This is a genomic window from Maricaulis sp., from assembly GCF_017643475.1.
GTDB lineage: Bacteria > Pseudomonadota > Alphaproteobacteria > Caulobacterales > Maricaulaceae > Maricaulis.
This window is the reverse complement of record NZ_JAEPNI010000001.1, coordinates 283180-302973: the sequence shown is the minus strand read 5'-3', so window position 1 is coordinate 302973 and position 19794 is coordinate 283180. Positions and strand designations below refer to the sequence as shown.

The following is a 19794-nucleotide window of genomic DNA, read 5'->3' as shown; positions in this document are numbered from 1 at the left end:
GATGTGCTGCAGAAAGAGTGTGCTTGATGAAATTGTCTGCCGAAAAACTGATTGCGGGTGTTTTTGCGAGCTCGCTGGTCCTGAGCTGCGCCAATGCCCCGCTGGCACTGGCCCATGAACTTGCCCAGGACGAGAGCGCGCATACCCGCACCGTGATGGACCTTGCCTATTATGACGGCGCCGATTTCGATGATCGCAGACACCGGCTCAATCTTGTCTTGCCGGCCGAGGGCACACCTCGCGCAACGGTCCTGTGGATCCATGGTGGCGCCTGGGCAGCTGGCGACAGATCCCGTGAAATGACCCTGGCCCAGGGTCTGGCAGACCAGGGCATCGCCGTGGCCGTCATGTCCTATCGCCTGTCTCCCGGCCGCTGGATGTCAGAGCGCCTGCCGGACGAAGGTATCCAGCACCCCGAACATATCCGCGATGTCGCCCGCGCCTTTGCCTGGCTGTGGAATAATGGCGCAGATCACGGCCTCGACCGCGACGCCCTGTTCGTCTCCGGCTATTCGGCTGGCGGACATCTCTCGGCATTGCTGGCCATGGATGAGAGTTACCTTGCAGAACAGGGTCTGGACGGCAACACCGTGCGCGGCGCCATTCCGGTCGCCGGTGCCTATGACATCGAAAACTACTACGAGCTGATCCGGGAAGGATTGGGCGAAGAGGTGGCTGTCGGCCATGTGCTTGGCGTTTTTGGTCCAAGCGAAGGACACGCAGCCGCCTCTCCTGCCTCCTATCTGGACGGCTATGACACGCCCACACTCATCATCTCGGAAGGTGAAAGCGCGATCTACACGCAGCATTTCGAAGGCATTGTCGAGGAACACCCATCCAATGACGTGATCGACTTTGTCTATTTCTCCGAGGAGACGCACAACTCGCTATTCTTCCAGCTTGCCGATGCGGAAGCCTCCAGCGCCGCACGTGATGCCATGGTTTCCTTCATTGATCAGACCTTGAGAAACTGATCGGTGACCTCGCCGCTGCCTGTCTGTGACGGAAAGTGAGCACGTCGAACAGACGGCAGCGGCGAAATCCCCTTCACCCAGATCGTGGCGCCGGCACACCGGCTCCACGTCGATCGATCCGGTCAACCTGCCGCACTGTTCCCGGATTGATCTCTCCCGCCTGACGTTGGCGAGGACAAATGCCTCAGTCGCGCCGAGCTTGCCCTGAGACCCCCCTCGATGACTTTGGGCGGCGGTGCCGGTCTTTCCTCGCACCCGAGAGAGGAAGGCCGGTACCGTCATACTTTACGGGGTCGGCAATCAGTGAAGACGCGCAGTCGCGCGCATGAATTGCGCAGGCGTCTGGCCGATATGGCGCCGAAATGCCCGGGCAAAACTCGATCGGTCCGAATACCCGAGACGCAGGGCAACATCTTCGAGCGGTTCGGAAATCTCGCGCGCGACATCCATGGCAGCAAGCAAGCGCGTACTGGTCCAATAGCGCTTGGGAGAGGTGCCATACGCAGCCTTGAAGCTTCGCATGAAGTGGAATTTGGACATACCGGTTTCGCGGCAAAGCCGGTCGATATCCAGACTGCCCTCTACGCAATCCTCCAGAAAAGCCCGGGCCAGTTCGAGACGGCAGAGCAGGGCCGAACGCGCCAGTTCACGCTCCAGTCCAAGGCGGAGGAAATGCTCTGACATCGCGCCGGCAATCGAAACACCCTGCTCCTGCAAGGTTTCCAGACTATCCTGGCCGTCCAGCCCCGTCAGGCTTTTGCTATCTGACCGGTTAAAGAGCTCGAGCGCAGTTTCCATATAGGCGGCAGGCGCCCGCGTACGAACATAGGGCGCGCTGATGGCCCGAGACTTGTCCTCATCTACATATAGACAGAGCCCACGCGTGGGATGCGCTGCGTCGACCTCACAGCTCAACTCCATGTCCGGGCGCACCAGCAACATCTGGCCGGCTTCGACAGCAATTTGCTGGTCGCGATGGCGGTAGATTTCCCGCCCCTGCAGTACAAGCTTGATAGAGCCAAGGCTGGAGGCGAGCCTCATCCCACCGCTCGACACTCTTGAAAACACGGCTGCCGGTGAGTTTCGCCGGTTTGTCTTGCCGGTCGCCTCGCTGATACGCACGATCTCCATGCCGTCTGTCTAGAAAGCAATGGAACCGGGGTCATCTTAAATCGCTGTCAGATCAGCTGGCGCGAGTTTGCAGCGCGGCAATGAGCGCGTCGACACCCGCCTCGATTTCATCGGCGGTGAGCTCGAACGCAGCGTCATCATCATAATAGGGATCCGCAACATCCTCGTGAGCCAAATTGCTCCAGCTCAGCAGGAGAGTGTTCTCGGCGACGCCATCCTGCGGGCGATATCGCTGCAGGTGGTCCAGATGACTGCGATCGAGCGCGATTATGTAGTCGAACTCGAAATGGTCAGCAGCGTCCAGTTGACGTGCCCGTAGACTATCGATCGGATAACCTCGTCGATATGCAACAGCCCTCGCCCTCGGGTCAGGTGCCTCGCCGACATGCCAGGCCCCGGTTCCAGCGGAATCGATATGCCAGTCCAGTCCAAGAGCCTGAACGCGATATCGCGCATATCCATCCGCCAGCGGCGACCGACAGATATTCCCGGTGCACAGAAACAGGATACGGGTCATGTCTCGCCGGTCTCAGACGTCTTCATGATCTTCCGGCTTAGGTTCGCGCTGGACCTGCAGGCACAGCGTCGCCCGGGTGCCACCGGTTGGCTTGCCCTCGATCCGGACATACCCCTCCATCAGCCTGGCGATGCGCCAGCAGATCGCCAGGCCTACTCCGAACTCGGACTCATTGATCGGACGCTCACTGTCAACCAGGAGTTCGAGCAACTCCCCGTCCAACCCGACACCGGTGTCATCAACCACGAATTCCAGCCAGAGCCGCTCTGAACCGGCAGAACGGACGGTGGTTTCGATGGTCACTTCACCGGACGGCGTATACTTGATCGCGTTCGAGACGATATTGGTCAGGGCCTGTTTCACCAACATCTGATCACTGATCACATCGCGATTGGCGTTTTCCCCACAGCGCGTCTCGAATTTCAGCCCCTTCCGGGTCGCGAACGGCGTAAACAGGGCCTGGACGCTCGTCGCCAGGTCACACGGGTTGAAGGCGACGGTTCGCAATTCCCTCTGGCCACTTTGCAGGCGTGCAAGATCGAGAACATCACTGATGCGGGTCAGCATCGCCTGGGCGGATTGTTCAAGTGTGGACAACAGCTTGCCCTGCTCGTCCGTCAAGTCCGTATTGGCCAGCAAATTGCCCAGGCCGATGATCCCGTTGAGAGGGGTACGCAATTCATGGCTGATGGCAACCAGGAAGTCAGTCTTGGACTTCGCCGCATCTCGCTGGATCTGTTCAGCCGCAGCCAGCTGGTCACCGACTTCGCGGTTGCTACCCAGCTCGTCGGCCATTTCCTCGGCATCTCGCCGCATATCGCTGAAGGACTGTCCGAACCGCGACAACAAGCGCAGGAATCCGACCACCAGCAGTGCGGTCGCCGCGACATCAGTAAACAGGCGCACATCGGAGTGCATAAGCCGCGAGAAGGCCGCGATTGCCTCGGGGGAGGAGAAGGCCGGACCCACAAGCAGCCAGAAGAAATCAATGGCGTGAAAAATCGTCCATACACCCAAGCCCGCACACAGGAGATTGATCTCCATGGAGATGTTGGCGATGCGAGAATTTTGGGCATAACGGACCAGCGAGACAATCGCGATGATTGTCACAGCGATATAGAATAAATCTAGGACGCTCGTTACGAGCACTGAGTCCAAGATCATCGCCTACCCTTTAGGGTGCCCCCAATGGCCCGCGCACAATGCCCAAGCAGCGTAAACACGGGCTTAACCAATCCAAGCATCCCAATTCAGGTTTGCGAGCAAAGGTCTCGAAGTAAAGCACTGATCCGCCAAATGAATTTTTCATAACCGATATTAAATCGGATCATCGGCCGGGAAATTGGGGGCGATGCTGTTCTATAGCACTGGAATTTCAGCTATTTACGCCAAGTTTGCGTTTTCTGCGTGCAAGCAGCTGCAAGCGAAGCGCGTTCAGGCGAATGAAACCCTCGGCATCCTTCTGATCGTAAACATCATCTTCTTCGAACGTGACGTGTTCGAGTGAATACAAGGAGTTCTCAGAGCTGCGCCCGACCACATCCGCGCGACCCTTGAAGAGTTTCACACGCACCTCGCCATCGACAAATTCCTGGCTGGCATCAATTGCCGCCTGCAGCATTTCGCGCTCCGGCGAGAACCAGAATCCCTCATAGAGAAGCTTGGCGTAACGCGGCATCAATTCATCCTTCAGATGGGCTGCGCCACGGTCCATGGTGATCTGCTCGATCCCGCGATGAGCTGCCATCAGGATCGTGCCGCCCGGGGTCTCGTAGATGCCGCGGGACTTCATGCCAACAAAACGGTTCTCCACCAGGTCGAGGCGGCCAATACCGTGGACACGGCCCAGATCATTCAGGCGTGTCAGGATGGTGGCAGGAGAAAGTTCCTCACCATTCAGCGACACCGCGTCACCGCGTTTGAATCCGATAGCGATGTATTCCGCCTCGTCAGGCGCGTCTTCCGGACGCCCTGTTCGCTGATAGACAATCTCGAATGCTTCCTCGGCCGGATCTTCCAGCATCTTGCCCTCCGAAGAAGTGTGCCAGAGATTGGCATCTACGGAGAAGGGCGCCTCACCGCGCTTGTCAGTTGGTACATCGATGCCATTGGCTTCAGCGTATTCGATCAACTTGGTGCGCGACGTCAGGTCCCACTCACGCCATGGCGCGATGACCTTGAGGTCCGGATCCAACGCATAGACGCCAAGCTCGAAGCGTACCTGGTCATTACCCTTGCCCGTGGCACCGTGTGCAACGGCATCAGCACCGGTCGCATGGGCAATATCAACCAGACGCTTGGATATCAGCGGACGGGCGATCGAGGTCCCAAGGAGATAGAGACCCTCATATACGGCGTTTGCACGCACCATAGGGTAGACATAATCACGAACGAAATCCTCGCGGAGGTCCTCGATGAAGATCTCGGATACACCCGCCGCCTCGGCTTTCTGTCGGGCCGGCTCCAACTCCTCACCCTGGCCGAGATCGGCTGTAAAGGTGACGACTTCAGCATCATACTTGTCCTGAAGCCATTTCAGGATGACCGAAGTATCCAGACCACCGGAATAGGCAAGGACGACTTTCTTGATCGGGCGCGAAGCGGACATGGGCGTTTCCTCAACTGATTTCCCACTCGCTAACGCCGTCTTGATGTTCCCGCAAGCATGCCGGCAAAGAAACTGCAGGCAAACCGGCTATTCATCCGTGTCACTGGACGCATGTGTCTCGCGGTCCGGATCGGATTTCCAGACAATATAGGAATAGACAATCCCAAAGGCTGCCGGGCCGATGGCGCCAATCAAAAGTATCAGGAAAGCAAATTTGACTGGCAGCAGAACCACAGCAGCCAGCATGACCAACCCACCGATCACCATCAGCCGACCCGTCACCCGATGCGTCTTGTCCCAGGCCAGGTCCGAGGACAGAGTCCAGGGTGTGCGAATACCGAAAAACCAGTTGGGACGCGCCTTGCCGAGCATATTGCCAATCGCGATCAGGAGGATGCCGACACCACCTGACACCAACTGGGGCATGACATCAGCGCCTCCATTGGCCAACTGGCCTGTCGCAGCAAGTACGACAGCGACATGCACCGCTGTCACCAGGGCCAGCACACCGATCCAGGTCACAAGATAGGCGGGTGAAGAGCGGCGGAGATTGTTGCCGCGGGGGTCGATCATCGGCAGAACCGCCATCAACACCACCGTCCCAGTGATGAAAAGCGGCATCAGGAACAGGGCTTCGAACGGCGAGCCGAACCGATCCGGCTGCCCCTCCAGCCCCCAGTGCAGCGGTAGTTCCGTGCCCGGTTCGACATTCATGAAGCCATAAACCGACATCGCCCAGATCGCGATGAGGAAGGGGGCCGAGAGAAGAAGGCCTTTGCGGATCATTCGTTTTCTCCTTTGTTTTCTCCGGACTCTTCCTTGCCGACCAATTCCATCAGCCAGCCAATCGCCTCATCGGCGACCGAGACATTAAGCCGGTAGCGGATGGTCGTGCCGTGACGCTCCGACAGGATCAAACCCGCTTCCTTCAAGATGTTGAAATGGCCGGACATGGTCGGTTTGGACACGGGGAAACGCTCGGCGAGTTCGCCGGCAGCGCAGGGTCCACCCCGCAAATCCTTGAGGACCTGGCGCCGAACAGGATGTGCCAGCGCCTTGAATACGTCAGACATGAATCGCTTCTAGCAAAAAATTCGCCTATTGCCTAATTTGGCTTTTTCCTAAATAGTCTGCGAACTATCTACAGGAGGTTATCGTGACAATTTTCCCTGCGTCGGCCATGGCGGCAATACTGTTCGTGTCGCTGAATCCGGAACTGGAAGGCCGCTGGGGCGGCGAGCTAGATGTTGGTGCGGCCCAGCTGCGCATCGAGATCGTTCTCGATGAAAGCGATGGAAGCTGGAGCGGGGAACTGATTTCGGTGGACCAGGGCAATGCCCGTGTCCCGGCGACGAGCGTCACCGTCGAAGGCGACCGCGTCATCATCGAACTCTCCGCAGCAAGTGCTCGCTACGAAGGGACGCTGACTCCGAACAGTCAGCTGGATGGAGAATTCGAGCAGGTCGGACAGACATTCGAACTCGACATGGCGCGCATGGCGCAGCCCGCCGAGACAAACGCGCCCCCTGCGAGATATGACAATGACCGGGACATCCGTGTTCTGAACGGTGAGGTCACCCTTGCTGGTTCGCTGCGACTTCCGGAGGGCGCTAACACCGTCCCGGGCGTGGTCTTCATCAGTGGGTCCGGCCCCCAGGACCGGGACATGACGGTAGGTGAGCACCGCGTATTTCTAACCCTGGCAGAACATCTGGCGGATGCCGGCATCGCCAGTCTGCGCCTGGATGACCGTGGTGTCGGCGACAGCGCAGCTATAACTCCCCACCATCCACAGGACATCGCTGACGACATGGGCGCTGCACTTACGGAGTTGCGCCTCCAGCCGGACGTCAACGGTCAGTGTGTCGGCTTTATTGGGCACTCGGAAGGTGGTTCGCTGGCCTTCATGGCGGCCGGGTCGAGCGCGCCGGATTTCATTCTCAGCCTCGCCGGCATGCATGCGAGCATGGCTGACACGCTCATCGAGCAGGGCGAAGCGATCGTGCGCGCCAGTGGCGGCAGTGATGCCGATGTCGCGGCACAGCGCGCTGTCCAGGATGTGGTGATGACGGCCCTGCGCGACACACCAGTTGGCGAAGCCGGTCCCGCAATCGAAGCGGGTTTGATCGAGGCTGGCCTTCCCGAACAGATCGCGCGACAGCAGGCCATGATCTGGGGGCAGGCCTATGCCCAGAACGCGCTCGACCTGGATCCTGCGCCCTATATGCAGGCCTATCCGGGTTTGTTCTCCGCACTGTTTGGTGGATCAGACCTGCAGGTTCTGGCCAATGTCATGTCCGAGCGTATCATCGCGGCCCGAGGCGCGCTTCCCACCCGCGTGAGCACGCTGGCGGGTCACAATCACCTCTTCCAGCTTGAGGCCAGCGGTCTGCCAACCGGCTACACCACGGCACCTCATGCCATGTCGCCAGAGGCGCTGGCTACAATTGTTGAAGAGGTCCAAAACCTGATCGACATGTCTTGCCAATAAGAAACTGGACAAGCAGGGCGGCATTCCCCACTTAAACTTCCTGGAAATACGGGAGAGAGATATGAGCCGCCGCCTTGCCCTTGTTACCGGAGCCTCCTCAGGTATCGGAAAAGCCCTGGCCCGCGAATATGCCGCTAATGGCTGGGATGTGGCGCTGACGGCGCGTCGCGAAGACAAGCTGCGTGCTCTGTCCGAAGAGCTTGAGAAACAGTTCGGCATTGAAACCTATGTCATCACTGCCGATCTGGCTGACCCGGCTGGCCCAGGACAGATCATCGACGCACTCCGGGCGGCTGAACGCGATGTCGACGCCCTGATCAACAACGCCGGCTTCGGTCTGTCAGGCACCTACACCCAGACAACGTGGAAACAGCAATCGGACTTCATCCAGCTGATGTTCGCCAGCTATTGCGAACTCGTGCACCGGGTGATGCCGGGCATGCAGGAGCGGGGGTTTGGGCGCATTCTCAATGTCGCCTCGGTCGCGGGCCTGTCTCCTGGAAGCCGCGGGCATACGCTTTACTCAGCCGTGAAATCGGCTCTGATCAAATTCAGCCAGTCGCTGCATTTTGAAGGCAAGGAGTTTGGCATTCATGCCACCGCGCTCTGCCCTGGCTTCACATATTCGGAGTTTCACGACGTCAATGGCACCCGCTCAATGGTGTCGCAAATGCCCTCGTTCTGGTGGCTGAGCGCCGAGCAGGTCGCGGAGGCCGGCTACAATGCCGTACAACGCAATGAACCGATCTGTGTTCCCGGTCTTTGGTACAAATTCATGACCGGGTTGATGCAGGTTCTGCCCACACACATGGCAATGTGGCTGATGGATCGGAACCAGTCCAAATTCCGCGCGGCTGAAGACACGACCCAATCCACTCCACAGGAAGGCTGACCATGCTGGCGCTGGATGTTCTGCCACTCTTCCTGGCAGCGGCGATTGCCCTTGCACTGACTCCAGGACCGGACATGGCCTTTACACTGGCAACCAGTGCCTCGCGTGGTAGCCGAGCCGGACTCGCGGCAGTCGCTGGTATTATCGCGGGTGGCGCTGTGTGGACCATTGCGGCCGCAGCAGGCCTTGCAGCCATCGTAGCAACCTCCGACCAGGCGCTCACCGTCATCAAGTATGCCGGCGCGGCCTATCTGGTCTGGCTGGCCATCCAGACCCTGAGCAAGATCGACGCCCTGCCAACCGCAAAGGCGGGCGACAATGCCGTCCGGGCCTTTCGCCAGGGCCTGCTCACCAATCTTCTCAATCCGAAGATCGGTCTGTTTTTCCTGGCCCTGCTTCCGCAATTCACAAATCCGGAAATCGGTCCAGTCTGGCTACAGATGCTGACCCTGGGCGGGATCTTTTTTGCCATGGGCACGGTCATCCTGACAGTAGTTGCCATCCTGGCCGGCAAGGCCCAGGAACGCCTGGTCAGTTCGAAAACCTGGCGTCGCATGCTCAATGGCATCGCCGCCACCGCCTTTGGCGGATTGGGTTTGCGCTTGCTTCTAGACGGCGATCACGGCTAGAAGCCGGGCCATGCTCAATATCGATCCCCGCCTGATTGTCGCGCTGGACAAGCCGACCATCTCTGATGCCCAGAATGTCGTCGACACGCTGGGCGATGCCGTCAGCTTCTACAAGATTGGCCTGCAATTGCTGCCGATTGGCGGTATGCAGCTCGCTGCCTCGCTCAAGGCTGCCGGCAAGCAGGTCTTTCTCGATTACAAGCTGCACGACATTCCAGCGACTGTTGAAAAGGCGACACGCTCAATCACTGGCGCAGGCTGTGACCTGCTGACAGTCCACGCAGAGCCGGCCGTGATGCGTGCTGCCGCGGCGGGCCGCGACAATAGCGATCTAAAGATCCTGGGTGTCACCGTGATGACCTGTTACGACGACGCCATGCTGGAAGAGATGGGTTATGCACACAAGGCACGGGACCTCGTCTTCCGCCGCGTGGAGCAGGCGCTTGAGGCAGGCATTGATGGTGTCGTAGCCAGCGCCCAGGAAGCCGGTGAAATCCGGCAGCGTTTCGGTGGCGACTTCCTGATTGTCACTCCGGGAATCCGTCCCCCGGGTGCTGATGTCGGCGACCAGAAACGTGTCGCTACTCCTGCGAGCGCTCTCGCGGATGGCGCCACTCACCTGGTGGTTGGACGTCCGATCCACGGCGCACCGGACCCGGCTCAAGCGGCCCGTGATATCGTAGCAGAGATGTCCACACACCCGGCGTGATCACAATGCGATGGCCTGGCGAGAACTGATAGGGCAGGCGCGCCGGACCCTCGACTCCGCCAGTCAGATCGCCGTGAAAAAAACTGTCCGGCAGGCGCACGGTCTGCCGTTCATCCTCAACGGACGTTTCGGATTGCGGGCCGAGGGTGAGCGCGAGCAGCGCCGCTGTAAACAGATTAACCATGCGGCTAACCTAAAGGCATATCCAGACAGGTAAATCCCGCTCACCCCGCAGGGGAATTGGTTAATTTTCACGCGCCCACTGAACAGTCAGTGTTTGGGCCAGGCTTTCAACGCCGGAGGCCGATACCTCAGAAATCGCTGACAATGCCCTTGCGCTCCCAGTCTCCGAACCGGGTGGGTTCTGGACCTTTCGGACCGGACAATTCCTTGGCCATGGGCTTGGCGTCCTCAGCCTTGCGACGGGCTTCGGCTTCCTCGAGCGCTCGGCGCGCCGCTGGCGAAAGCGCCTTTCCGGGCGCTGCGTTTTCAGGGACGGACATGAAACTAATCCCCTCTTGTTGAATGGCCTTAATGAGACCAATTACTAGTGCGAAACGTGATGAGTGCAAATAAAAGCCCAACTGAAATGACCGCTAATACACTTCGTACCTTCCTCCTCCTTGCCGGCATGACCGCCCTTTTCATGGGCATTGGCTATATGCTGGGCGGCGCTGCCGGTGCCATGCTGGCGCTCGTGGTCGCTGCGGGCATGAACCTGTTCGCCTGGTGGAATTCCGCTGACATGGTGCTGCGCATGCATGGCGCGCAGGAAATCCGCCCCGGCGACAGCAATCCGCATTTCCGCCAATACGCGGAGGATGTGCAGCGCCTCGCGCAGAAAGCTAACATGCCGGCCCCGCGTGTCTATGTGATCAACGAGGATCAGCCGAACGCCTTTGCGACCGGGCGTGACCCCAGTCATGCAGCTGTCGCGGCCACGACCGGGCTTCTGGCCCGCCTCAATCGCGAGGAAGTCCAGGGCGTGATGGCGCACGAGCTGGCCCATGTGAAGAACCGGGACACGCTGACCATGACGGTCACCGCGACTCTGGCAGGTGCAATTGGCATGCTGGCCAATTTCGCGCTCTTTTTCGGCGGCAATAACCGCGCAGGCCTGCTCGGTTCGTTGGCGCTGATGATTTTCGCGCCGATGGCGGCGATGCTGGTCCAGTCAGCCATCAGTCGCGCCCGCGAGTACGAAGCCGATCGCGTCGGTGCGGAAATTCATGGCAATCCCCTGGCCCTCGCATCGGCGCTGGAAAAGATCGAGCGCTCCGCTCGCCGAACCGTAAACCCGGCCGCGGAACGCAATCCGGCCACGGCCCACATGTTCATTATCAATCCGCTGAACGGCCAGCGCATGGACAATCTGTTTTCCACCCATCCGGACACCGCCAACCGCATCCACAAACTGCGGCAGATGGGCGGCGCAGCGGCGAGCACGGCGTCCGGTCCGTGGAATCAGCGCGGTCCTTGGGGTTAGACCCGGAGCGACGGGCGTGTTAGCTCGGCGGCATGAACGACGGAACAGCCCCCCGCCAACACGCCGCCGAAGCCTATATCCGTGTCTTCAGCCAGAACCGGACCCTGGAAAACGCGCTGGAAACCCTGCCCGGTTACAAGGATATGGACCCGCGCGACCGGGCCTTTGCGCGCTATATTCTGGCCACCAGTTTCAGACGCCTCGGACAGACGCATAGCGTCTTGTCATCCTTCCTCAACAAGCCGCTCGAAGAAACCGCGCCCTATGCGCGAGCCTTGCTGATCACCGGCGCCACGCAAATCCTGTGGATGGATATCCCACCCCACGCTGTTGTGTCCTCGGCAGTGAAACTGGCTGAAAAGCGACCGGAAACGCGCAAGCTCAAGGGCATGATCAATGCCGTCTTGCGCAATATCGACCGGGAGGGGCGACAGAAAGCCAAATTGCTGCCGCCCCAGGACAATCTGCCTGAATGGCTACGCGCGAGCTGGCGCAAGAACTTTGGACCGGCCGCCATGAACCGGATGGTCATGGCCGGACTTGAATCTCCGCCGCTGGACCTCACCGTCAAGGACCCGTCCACCCGCGAGGAATGGGCGGAAAAGCTGGGTGCCAAACTCCTTCCATCAGGCACGCTCCGCCTTGACAAGATCGGTGATGTCACCAGCTTGTCAGGATATGATGAAGGCGCCTGGTGGGCCCAGGATGCCGCTGCAGCTATCCCAGCAACGCTGCTAAAGCTGGACCCGGGTTCGAGTGTTATCGACATGTGTGCTGCGCCGGGCGGCAAGACGCTTCAACTGGCAGCAGCGGGATATGATGTACAGTCAGTCGACAGTTCCGAACCGCGCCTGAAACGGGTCCGCGAGAATTTGAAGCGGGTTGGCCTTGAATCCCAGATCCATGCAGGCGATGGCCGCAAGTGGAAACCCGCCTCACAGGTAGATGGCGTATTGCTGGATGCACCCTGTTCCGCGACCGGCACATACCGCCGACACCCCGAGAGCAACTGGATCAAGGCGGCCGAGGATCCCCGCAAATTTGGCAAGATCCAGCGCGAACTCGCCCGCGCCGTCGCGAAAATGATCAAGCCCGGCGGTCAGCTTGTCGTGTGCACCTGTTCCCTGCAGGTCGAGGAAGGCGAGTGGCTCTCCAAGGATATCGAGAAGAGTATCAAAACACTCGAACTCGATCCGATCCGACCGGATGAATTGCCAGGGCTGGAAAACGCGCTGACAAAGCGTGGTGAAGTTCGACTGACACCAGCTCTCTGGCTGGATGCCGGCTCCATGGACGGCTTCTTCATTGCACGCTTCAGAAAATCAGGGTGAAATCACACATCTCACCTCGTGCGGTGACGACTGCTTGCACCCCTGAAACGCCACTGTTATCGGGTCATTATGCCTCAAGATACAATTATCTCCCCCTCTATCCTCTCTGCTGACTTTGCCAAGCTCGGTGAGGAAGTACGCGCCATTGATCAGGCTGGAGCCGACTGGATCCATATTGACGTCATGGACGGGCATTTCGTGCCCAATCTGACCATTGGTCCTGGCGTCGTCAAAGCTCTGCGCCCGCACTCCGACAAACCATTCGACGTGCACCTGATGATTTCACCGGTCGATTCCTACCTCGAAGCCTTCGCTGATGCGGGTGCCGATACCATCACCGCGCATCCGGAGGCGGGACCACATTTCCATCGCACCGTCCAGACCATCAAGGGCCTGGGCAAGAAGGCCGGCGCCGCGCTCAATCCGTCCACGCCTGTGGACGTAATCGACTACGTTCTCGAAGAGCTGGACCTGGTCCTGATCATGAGCGTCAATCCGGGGTTTGGCGGTCAGAGCTTCATTGCAAACCAACTCGGCAAGATCGAGGCCCTGCGAGAGCGCATCGAGCAACGTGGCCTGTCGACCATGATCGAGGTGGACGGAGGCGTGAACGCGAAAACCGCCGCCCAATGTCGGGAAGCCGGGGCACACGCGCTGGTCGCCGGCTCTGCTGTTTTCCGCGACGGGCCGTCCGGTTACCAGGCCAACATCCAGGCGCTGCGGAGCTAGCACATGGCCCACTCCGTCGGTCTCATGGAGTTCGCGCAGGCAGGCTGGACCAGCCTGCGTCGTGAAGCCTCCTCGACCGTACACGCCATGGGCCTCGCCCCGCTTTTCCAGTCGGGCGCAGGCCAGCAGGAAGCGCTGGCCTACGCGCTCGACGACCCCTATGGGCCGGACGGAGAACATGGCGACTCCATCTGCGATGGTCGGTTTTCGCTTGCCGGGGACCAGCTTATCGCCCGCGACGGGTCTGATATCTGGGAGATGCTGACGCCCAGTCGCGCCTTTGCCGAACAATTGCACGGTCATGTCTGGCTGCGCGACGTTGTTTCCGCCCCCAATCACGACGGAGCCACAGAGGCCCGACGCCTCGTGGATACGTGGGTGGCCAAACACGGACGCTGGAACAGTTTTATCTGGTCGCCCAGTGTCATGTCGCTGCGGGTGATGAACTGGCTTCGGGCCGGCGAGACACTGTTCGGGGACGCGGCCGGTGACGCCGACAACACCCGACGGCGACGATCCCTGCTGGCCCGACAGGCAAAACACCTCCTTCGCACCCTGCCGATCGCCGAGGATGGTCGCATCCGCCTGCGCGCCGCACTCGCGGCCACAATCACCGGCCTGTGCCTGCCGGGTCAGACAGCTCTGCAGCGAGCGGGAATGACGGCGGTCGCAGCGGAGGTCACTCGCCAGATCCTGCCGGATGGTGGGCATGTCTCGCGCGCGCCGCAGGCCACAGCTGAAGCACTGATCGACCTGCAGGGCCTGGTGGATATTGCGGAGATGTCCGGCATTCCGGTGCCTACGGAGATTTCCAGGGGCATTGCCCGCCTGCGCGCCATGGTACGCTTTTTCCAGATGGCCGACGGTGGCCTGGCCAGTTTCCATGGCGGTGGAGAGTTCGACAGGGGCGCTGTGGATCACGCCCTGACCCGAACCGACGAACCCATCAAACCCTTCGGTTTCGCACCGCACTCCGGCTATCATCGCACCGAAGCCGAGGGCGCAACCGTCTTGTTCGATGTCGGCGATGCCCCGCGCGGAGAATTGAGTACGGAAGCGCATGCCAGTGCTCTGTCCATCGAGTTCTGTACACCTGGCGGTCGTCTGGTCGTCAATTGCGGCTGGCATGACGCCCAGACCTCGGACTGGCGAGAGGCGGTCCGCGCGACGGCAGCCCATTCTACCCTGGTTCTGGGCGAGGTCTCCTCATCCAAGATCCTGGCCGGGAGCTGGCAGCGTGAGATGATGGGTGCGCGCCTGGTCGCACCAAAGGGGCAGGTCTCTGCACGCCGCAATGAAGGTGAAATGGGGATCTGGCTGGAAGGTAGCCAGGAAGGGTATCGCGATCGCTATGGGCTTTCGCACCGGCGCAGGATCTTCCTCGCTGCGGACGGTGGCGATCTGCGCGGCGAGGACGCTTTGTTCCGCCCAGTGACGGACGGGCCACCGGACGATATTGAGGTGCGTTTCCCCTTTGCCATTCGTTTCCACCTGCACCCCAGCGTTCGGGCTTCACTGTCGCGCGACAATATGAGCGCCCTTCTGGTCCAGACCAATGGCGATGGCTGGCGCTTCCGGACCGATGGCGGCCCGATCAGCCTGGAACGCTCTGTTTACCTTGCCGCAGGAGCCCCTCCCCAAAGGGCCACACAAATAGTAATACATGGAGAAGCCGAACCCTTCGGAGCCGGAGACCGTCCGCCAAACAGGGTAAGGTGGGCTTTCCAGCGCCTCGGCAGGATCGGTGGCGCGGTAGGGGGAATTGAGTGAGTATGCCGCGTCTACATAAGCCGCGTCCGGCGGGCCGGTCGTTCTGGAGCACGGTCCTGGCCGTATCCATCTACGACCTGCTGGCCGCTGCCGTGTCGATGTGGGTGGCGGTGACGATCCGGTATTATTTCCACGAGAACACGGCAGACCCCGGTGTCGTACTGCGCTCTGTCGCAGTATTTACCATGGCCTGTGCGATCGTGTTCCCGCTGCAATCCCTGCACAAGGGCGTGTGGCGTTACACGGCCCTAAACGACGTTGCACGCATCGTGCGAGCTGTCGGTATCGCCAACCTGGTTTTCCTGCCCGTGCTGTTCCTGCTCAACCGGCTGGAAGGGTTCCCACGAACCAGCATCCTCATCGAAATCCCTATCCTCATCGGCCTCTTGCTCGGTGCGCGCGTGATCGTCGCTGCCTGGCGTACGGGCGGTCTTCCGACCGCCTTTCGCTTCGAGGATCGAATGAAGCCGGCAGCGATCTTTGTCGGCAATGAAGCCGATCTGGATGACGCCCTGCGGGACCTGGCCCGCCGCAATGGCTCGGCACCTTTTCGCGCAAAGGGACTGGTTGTGCTCGACAACTCGCTGGCCGGACGCGCCATCCGGGGTGTCCAGATCATTGGTGGGCTGGAGGATATTCCGGCGGCCATCAACCGGCTTTCCGCGGTTGAGCCACTCCCACCCCGTCTGGTGCTTGCCGGTGAGAAAATCGACATCGACACCGTCAATGCTTTGATCCGCATCGCGTCTGCCACAGGCGCCAAGCTCTCGCGCGCGCGCCCCGGAAAGGGGCCAGGCGCTTTCTCTCCGGTCGAGACCGCTGACCTCCTCAATCGTCCGCCACGTACGCCAGATCTGGAACCGGCGCGTGAAATGATCGAAGGCAAGCGCGTTTTGGTAACCGGGGCGGGTGGAACCATTGGCTCCCAGCTGGTCCGTCTGGCCGCCCAGCTCTCTCCGGAAAAACTAATTCTGCTCGATGCGTCGGAAACCAATCTCTACGAGATCGACATGGAGATGAGACGGAAGGACGCCGGGGTGAACTGGCGCGCCGTACTGGCGGATGTGCGCGACCCGGAACGTCTCGACGCGGTTTTCGGCGAGGAAAAACCTCACGTCGTCCTGCACGCAGCAGCGCTGAAACATGTACCGATGAGCGAGCTCAATCCGGGTGAGGCCGTGCGTACAAACGTGCTAGGCACTTCTCTGACCATTGATGCAGCCCGAAAACACGGCGCCGAAGTGCTGGCCCTGATTTCTACCGACAAGGCTGTTGAGCCCTCCAATGTCATGGGCACCACCAAGCGCGCGGCAGAGCTTCTCGCACAGGCAGAAGCAGAGCAGCAGAATGATATGCGTATCTGCGTGGTGCGTTTTGGTAATGTGCTGGGCTCCAGCGGTTCCGTCGTTCCGCTGTTTGAATACCAGATTGAAACCGGTCAGTCCGTCACTGTAACCGACCCGGAAGCCACCCGCTATTTCATGACGGTCAGCGAGGCGTCGGGCCTTGTCCTGTCTGCAGCATCGCTCACCGCAGCCAATCCGGAGCGCAATGGCGCGCTTTATGTCTTCGACATGGGCGAGCCGGTCTCTATCCTGCGGCTTGCGCGCCAATTACTGCGCCTGCGCGGCCTGGACCCGGACGCGCCGGGCGCTATCAATGTGATCGGACTGCGTTCTGGTGAGAAACGCCATGAAAGCCTGATCTATGGCTTCGAGGAAGCCAGCTCGACCGAGATTGGCAGTATCCGCTGCGTCAACGGCGGCAAGATCCCGTCCGAGTGCAGCGAGCGTATTCTCGGCGATCTGCTGAAGAGCGCGCGGCTCAATGACCTGGAACAGATGCAGGCTTCACTCGAACAGATCGCTGCGCTTCAGCCCGTTGTTGAAACAACCAAAGAAACGACGCTTTCCCACTAGGGGAAGGCGTGCTAACTCGCAGCCAAATTCTGACAGACCCAAGGAGCCGGTTTCATGACCGCTATGGACCTCGTACCCGTTCGTCGAGCTCTGATTTCTGTTTCCGACAAGGATGGCCTGATCGAGCGCGGCAAGCGTCTCGCGGCAGCCGGCGTCGAAATCCTGTCGACCGGTGGCACGCTGCGCGCGCTCAATGAGGCCGGCATCGAGGCCAAGGATGTCTCGGAAGTCACTGAATTCCCGGAAATGATGGATGGCCGTCTGAAAACGCTGCACCCGCGCGTTCACGGCGGACTTCTAGGTCGCCGCGACAATGGCAAGGACCGCAATTCCATGGGCGAGCACGGCATCCCGCAGATCGATCTCCTCTATGTGAACCTCTACCCCTTCGAGGCCACAGTCGCACGCGGAGCCAGCTCGGAAGACTGTGTCGAGAACATCGATATCGGTGGCCCTGCCATGATCCGCGCGGCCGCCAAGAACCATGCCTGGGTCTCTGTGTGTGTCGACGGCAAGGATGTCGACCAGGTGCTTGAGCAAATTGAGGCCAATGACGGCTCCGTCACCCAGGACCTACGTACCCGACTGGCGGCCAAGGCCTATGCCCGCACTGCTGCCTATGATGCCGCAATCTCAGGCTGGTTTGCGGACCAGCTGGGCGAAGGTGCGCCGGACTTCCGTGCCTTTGGTGGCGAGCTGACCCAATCGCTTCGTTATGGTGAGAACCCGCACCAGCGTGCGGCCTTCTACGCAACACCGGAAATCCGCCACGGCATCGCGACCGGACGCCAGGTCCAGGGCAAGACACTGAGCTATAATAATCTCGCCGACGCGGATGCTGCTTTCGAGCTGGCGAGTGAGTTTGATCCTGCCGAAAAGGCGGCCGTCATCATCGTAAAGCACGCCAACCCGTGTGGTGTCGCCGTTAATGACACGCTGGTCGGCGCTTATGAGAGCGCCTTCGCTGCCGATCCGATTTCTGCCTTTGGCGGGATCGTTGCCATGAACCGCACCCTGGACGCGCCGACGGCCTCGGCCCTGGTCAAGATCTTCACCGAGGTGATCATCGCACCGGATGCTGACGAAGACGCCCTGGCCGTTCTCTCTGCCAAGGCCAATCTGCGTGTCCTGCTGACCGGTGGCATGGCCGATACGAAACAATCTGGCTGGATGACGAAGACTGTCGCCGGTGGGCTTCTGGTCCAGGAACGCGATATCGGCATGATCACGCCAGACGAGTTCAAAGTGGTCACCAAGCGTGCTCCGACCGAAGCGGAACTGGCCGATCTGATGTTTGCCTGGAAAGTCGTCAAACACGTCAAGTCCAACGCCATCGTTTACACGAATAACTGCGTTACGGCCGGCATCGGAATGGGTCAGACCAGCCGCCTTGAAGCGGCCCGCCTGGCCGTTCGCAAGGCCGAGGCTACGGCCACCGAAAACGGTTGGGACCAGTCCCGCACGATCGGATCGGTGTGTGCGTCCGACGCCTTCTTCCCCTTCGCTGACGGTCTCAACGCTGCCGTTGAAGCCGGTGCTACCGCTGTCATCCAGCCGGGTGGCTCCATTCGCGACGATGAAGTCATTGCAGCGGCGGACGAAGCCGGTCTTGCTATGGTTTTCACGGGCATGCGCCACTTCCGTCACTAGGCCACAGTCGCGATCAGGCAGCGGCCTGCACGTGAATCATCTAAACATTGACCTGCCGGGGTGCTGACATCAGTGTCCCGGCATGTTTATGCGCAAATTACTGTCCTTTGCCCTGGCCGGCGCGGCCATGCTGGTTGGCGTTCTGCTGTTGGCCTATGCAGTCAATCTGACCCATGTCGCCATGCCCCGGCGCACCGTGGAAGAGCAGGTGGCACTGCTCCGGGCCCACACGGAAATCCGTCTGCCCGAAGCGGCAAGCGAACCGGTTCCGGTTGTTGTCATGCTGCACGGATGTGGCGGACGCCGGCAAGTTCAGGATGATTATGCCAACGCTGTCGTCGAGGCAGGTTATGCCGCCCTCATTATCAATTCCAACGAAGCGCGTGATATCGGCCGTTTCGGCAGTATGAGCCAGGTCTGCCTGGCATTGCGTCTGCTGGGTCAGGAGCGCGCGGCCGATATTCACGCCGGCCTGAAGATCGCGGCGGAACACCCAGGCCTCGACCAAGACCAGGTCGCGCTGCTGGGCTGGTCCCATGGCGGCTGGACCATTCTGGACGCCCTGACATTTGCCGGACGTGACCAGTACCCCAATGCCCTCAAGGGTGTCCCGGATGGATTACCAGGCGTGCAGCTGGCATTGGCGATGTACCCCTATTGCGGCTTTCCGGCGCTTGCTGATGGCCGTGACCTACCCGCTGACATCCCGCTTCATGCCATCCTCGCTGAGGATGATGTCATTGCTCCGGCCAATCGATGCGAACGACGGCTCGAACGGGGAGGCGCGCATGTCAGCTTTGAAATCTATGAAGGTCAGACCCACGCTTTTGACGAACCCAATGCACCGCCCCTGGACCCTCGCATCGTCTATAATGAAAACGCCGCTGCGCAAGCGCAGCGGCGTATCGTGGACCTTCTGGATGAGCGGTTTTCGCAACCCTGAAGCTGCACCGCTCGT

At 60.2% G+C, this 19794-nt stretch carries 19 protein-coding genes; 12 read left to right on the top strand and 7 right to left on the bottom strand.

Features of this window, described 5'->3' with window-relative positions; genetic code table 11:
• The first annotated feature begins 26 nt into the window (after positions 1 to 26).
• The gene (locus tag JJ889_RS01490) at positions 27 to 974 is read left to right on the top strand and encodes an alpha/beta hydrolase (protein ID WP_291890990.1); all 948 of its coding nucleotides are present in this window, start codon (positions 27 to 29) and stop codon (positions 972 to 974) included.
• Positions 975 to 1274: 300 nt separating this feature from the next.
• On the opposite strand, the gene JJ889_RS01485 is transcribed toward JJ889_RS01490, so the two are convergent.
• The 6 genes from JJ889_RS01485 to JJ889_RS01460 all read right to left on the bottom strand — a co-directional run bounded on the left by JJ889_RS01485 (position 1275) and on the right by JJ889_RS01460 (position 6303).
• Positions 1275 to 2105, bottom strand: coding sequence for an AraC family transcriptional regulator (locus JJ889_RS01485; protein WP_291890989.1), 831 nt, complete (start codon positions 2103 to 2105; stop codon positions 1275 to 1277).
• Positions 2106 to 2157: 52 nt separating this feature from the next.
• Complete coding sequence (locus JJ889_RS01480; RefSeq protein ID WP_291890988.1) at positions 2158 to 2622, bottom strand: low molecular weight protein-tyrosine-phosphatase; 465 nt, start codon at positions 2620 to 2622, stop codon at positions 2158 to 2160.
• A gap of 12 nt (positions 2623 to 2634) precedes the next feature.
• Positions 2635 to 3771: a HAMP domain-containing sensor histidine kinase gene (locus JJ889_RS01475; RefSeq protein ID WP_291893135.1), complete on the bottom strand. Its 1137-nt coding sequence runs from the start codon at positions 3769 to 3771 to the stop codon at positions 2635 to 2637.
• A gap of 226 nt (positions 3772 to 3997) precedes the next feature.
• A complete protein-coding gene (locus tag JJ889_RS01470; protein WP_291890987.1) occupies positions 3998 to 5230 on the bottom strand; it encodes an argininosuccinate synthase in 1233 nt (410 codons plus the stop codon).
• Between the two features lie 87 nt (positions 5231 to 5317).
• The gene (locus JJ889_RS01465) at positions 5318 to 6016 is read right to left on the bottom strand and encodes an SdpI family protein (protein ID WP_291890986.1); all 699 of its coding nucleotides are present in this window, start codon (positions 6014 to 6016) and stop codon (positions 5318 to 5320) included.
• A complete protein-coding gene (locus JJ889_RS01460) occupies positions 6013 to 6303 on the bottom strand; it encodes an autorepressor SdpR family transcription factor (protein ID WP_291890985.1) in 291 nt (96 codons plus the stop codon). Before JJ889_RS01460 ends, JJ889_RS01465 begins: the two co-directional genes overlap by 4 nt.
• A gap of 83 nt (positions 6304 to 6386) precedes the next feature.
• Here JJ889_RS01460 and JJ889_RS01455 point away from each other — a divergent pair, with 83 nt between their 5' ends.
• The 4 genes from JJ889_RS01455 to pyrF all read left to right on the top strand — a co-directional run bounded on the left by JJ889_RS01455 (position 6387) and on the right by pyrF (position 9951).
• On the top strand, positions 6387 to 7721 hold the full coding sequence (locus JJ889_RS01455) for a S9 family peptidase (RefSeq protein ID WP_291890984.1): 1335 nt from the start codon (positions 6387 to 6389) through the stop codon (positions 7719 to 7721).
• A 61-nt stretch (positions 7722 to 7782) separates the two neighbouring features.
• Complete coding sequence (locus tag JJ889_RS01450) at positions 7783 to 8613, top strand: SDR family oxidoreductase (RefSeq protein WP_291890983.1); 831 nt, start codon at positions 7783 to 7785, stop codon at positions 8611 to 8613.
• Between the two features lie 2 nt (positions 8614 to 8615).
• A complete protein-coding gene (locus JJ889_RS01445; protein ID WP_291890982.1) occupies positions 8616 to 9242 on the top strand; it encodes a LysE family translocator in 627 nt (208 codons plus the stop codon).
• A gap of 10 nt (positions 9243 to 9252) precedes the next feature.
• Positions 9253 to 9951 (top strand): orotidine-5'-phosphate decarboxylase, encoded by a 699-nt coding sequence (gene pyrF / locus JJ889_RS01440; protein WP_291890981.1) that lies wholly within the window; start codon positions 9253 to 9255, stop codon positions 9949 to 9951.
• Positions 9952 to 10262: 311 nt separating this feature from the next.
• Here pyrF and JJ889_RS01435 read toward each other — a convergent pair whose 3' ends face one another.
• On the bottom strand, positions 10263 to 10454 hold the full coding sequence (locus JJ889_RS01435; RefSeq protein ID WP_291890980.1) for a DUF1674 domain-containing protein: 192 nt from the start codon (positions 10452 to 10454) through the stop codon (positions 10263 to 10265).
• Positions 10455 to 10540: 86 nt separating this feature from the next.
• On the opposite strand from JJ889_RS01435, the gene htpX reads away from it, so the two are divergent.
• The 7 genes from htpX to JJ889_RS01400 all read left to right on the top strand — a co-directional run bounded on the left by htpX (position 10541) and on the right by JJ889_RS01400 (position 19779).
• Positions 10541 to 11437 carry a zinc metalloprotease HtpX gene (gene htpX, locus JJ889_RS01430; protein ID WP_291890979.1) on the top strand — a complete coding sequence of 299 codons (897 nt, stop codon included), beginning with the start codon at positions 10541 to 10543 and terminating at the stop codon, positions 11435 to 11437.
• A gap of 32 nt (positions 11438 to 11469) precedes the next feature.
• Positions 11470 to 12768: a transcription antitermination factor NusB gene (locus tag JJ889_RS01425; protein ID WP_291890978.1), complete on the top strand. Its 1299-nt coding sequence runs from the start codon at positions 11470 to 11472 to the stop codon at positions 12766 to 12768.
• A gap of 69 nt (positions 12769 to 12837) precedes the next feature.
• Positions 12838 to 13497 (top strand): ribulose-phosphate 3-epimerase, encoded by a 660-nt coding sequence (rpe, locus tag JJ889_RS01420; protein ID WP_291890977.1) that lies wholly within the window; start codon positions 12838 to 12840, stop codon positions 13495 to 13497.
• A 3-nt stretch (positions 13498 to 13500) separates the two neighbouring features.
• The gene (locus JJ889_RS01415) at positions 13501 to 15267 is read left to right on the top strand and encodes a heparinase II/III family protein (RefSeq protein ID WP_291890976.1); all 1767 of its coding nucleotides are present in this window, start codon (positions 13501 to 13503) and stop codon (positions 15265 to 15267) included.
• Between the two features lie 2 nt (positions 15268 to 15269).
• The gene (locus JJ889_RS01410; RefSeq protein ID WP_291890975.1) at positions 15270 to 17186 is read left to right on the top strand and encodes a polysaccharide biosynthesis protein; all 1917 of its coding nucleotides are present in this window, start codon (positions 15270 to 15272) and stop codon (positions 17184 to 17186) included.
• 54 nt (positions 17187 to 17240) lie between these two features.
• Positions 17241 to 18836: a bifunctional phosphoribosylaminoimidazolecarboxamide formyltransferase/IMP cyclohydrolase gene (purH, locus tag JJ889_RS01405; protein WP_291890974.1), complete on the top strand. Its 1596-nt coding sequence runs from the start codon at positions 17241 to 17243 to the stop codon at positions 18834 to 18836.
• Between the two features lie 88 nt (positions 18837 to 18924).
• Positions 18925 to 19779, top strand: a complete 855-nt coding sequence (locus JJ889_RS01400; protein ID WP_291890973.1) for a dienelactone hydrolase family protein — start codon at positions 18925 to 18927, stop codon at positions 19777 to 19779.
• Positions 19780 to 19794 lie beyond the last annotated feature (15 nt).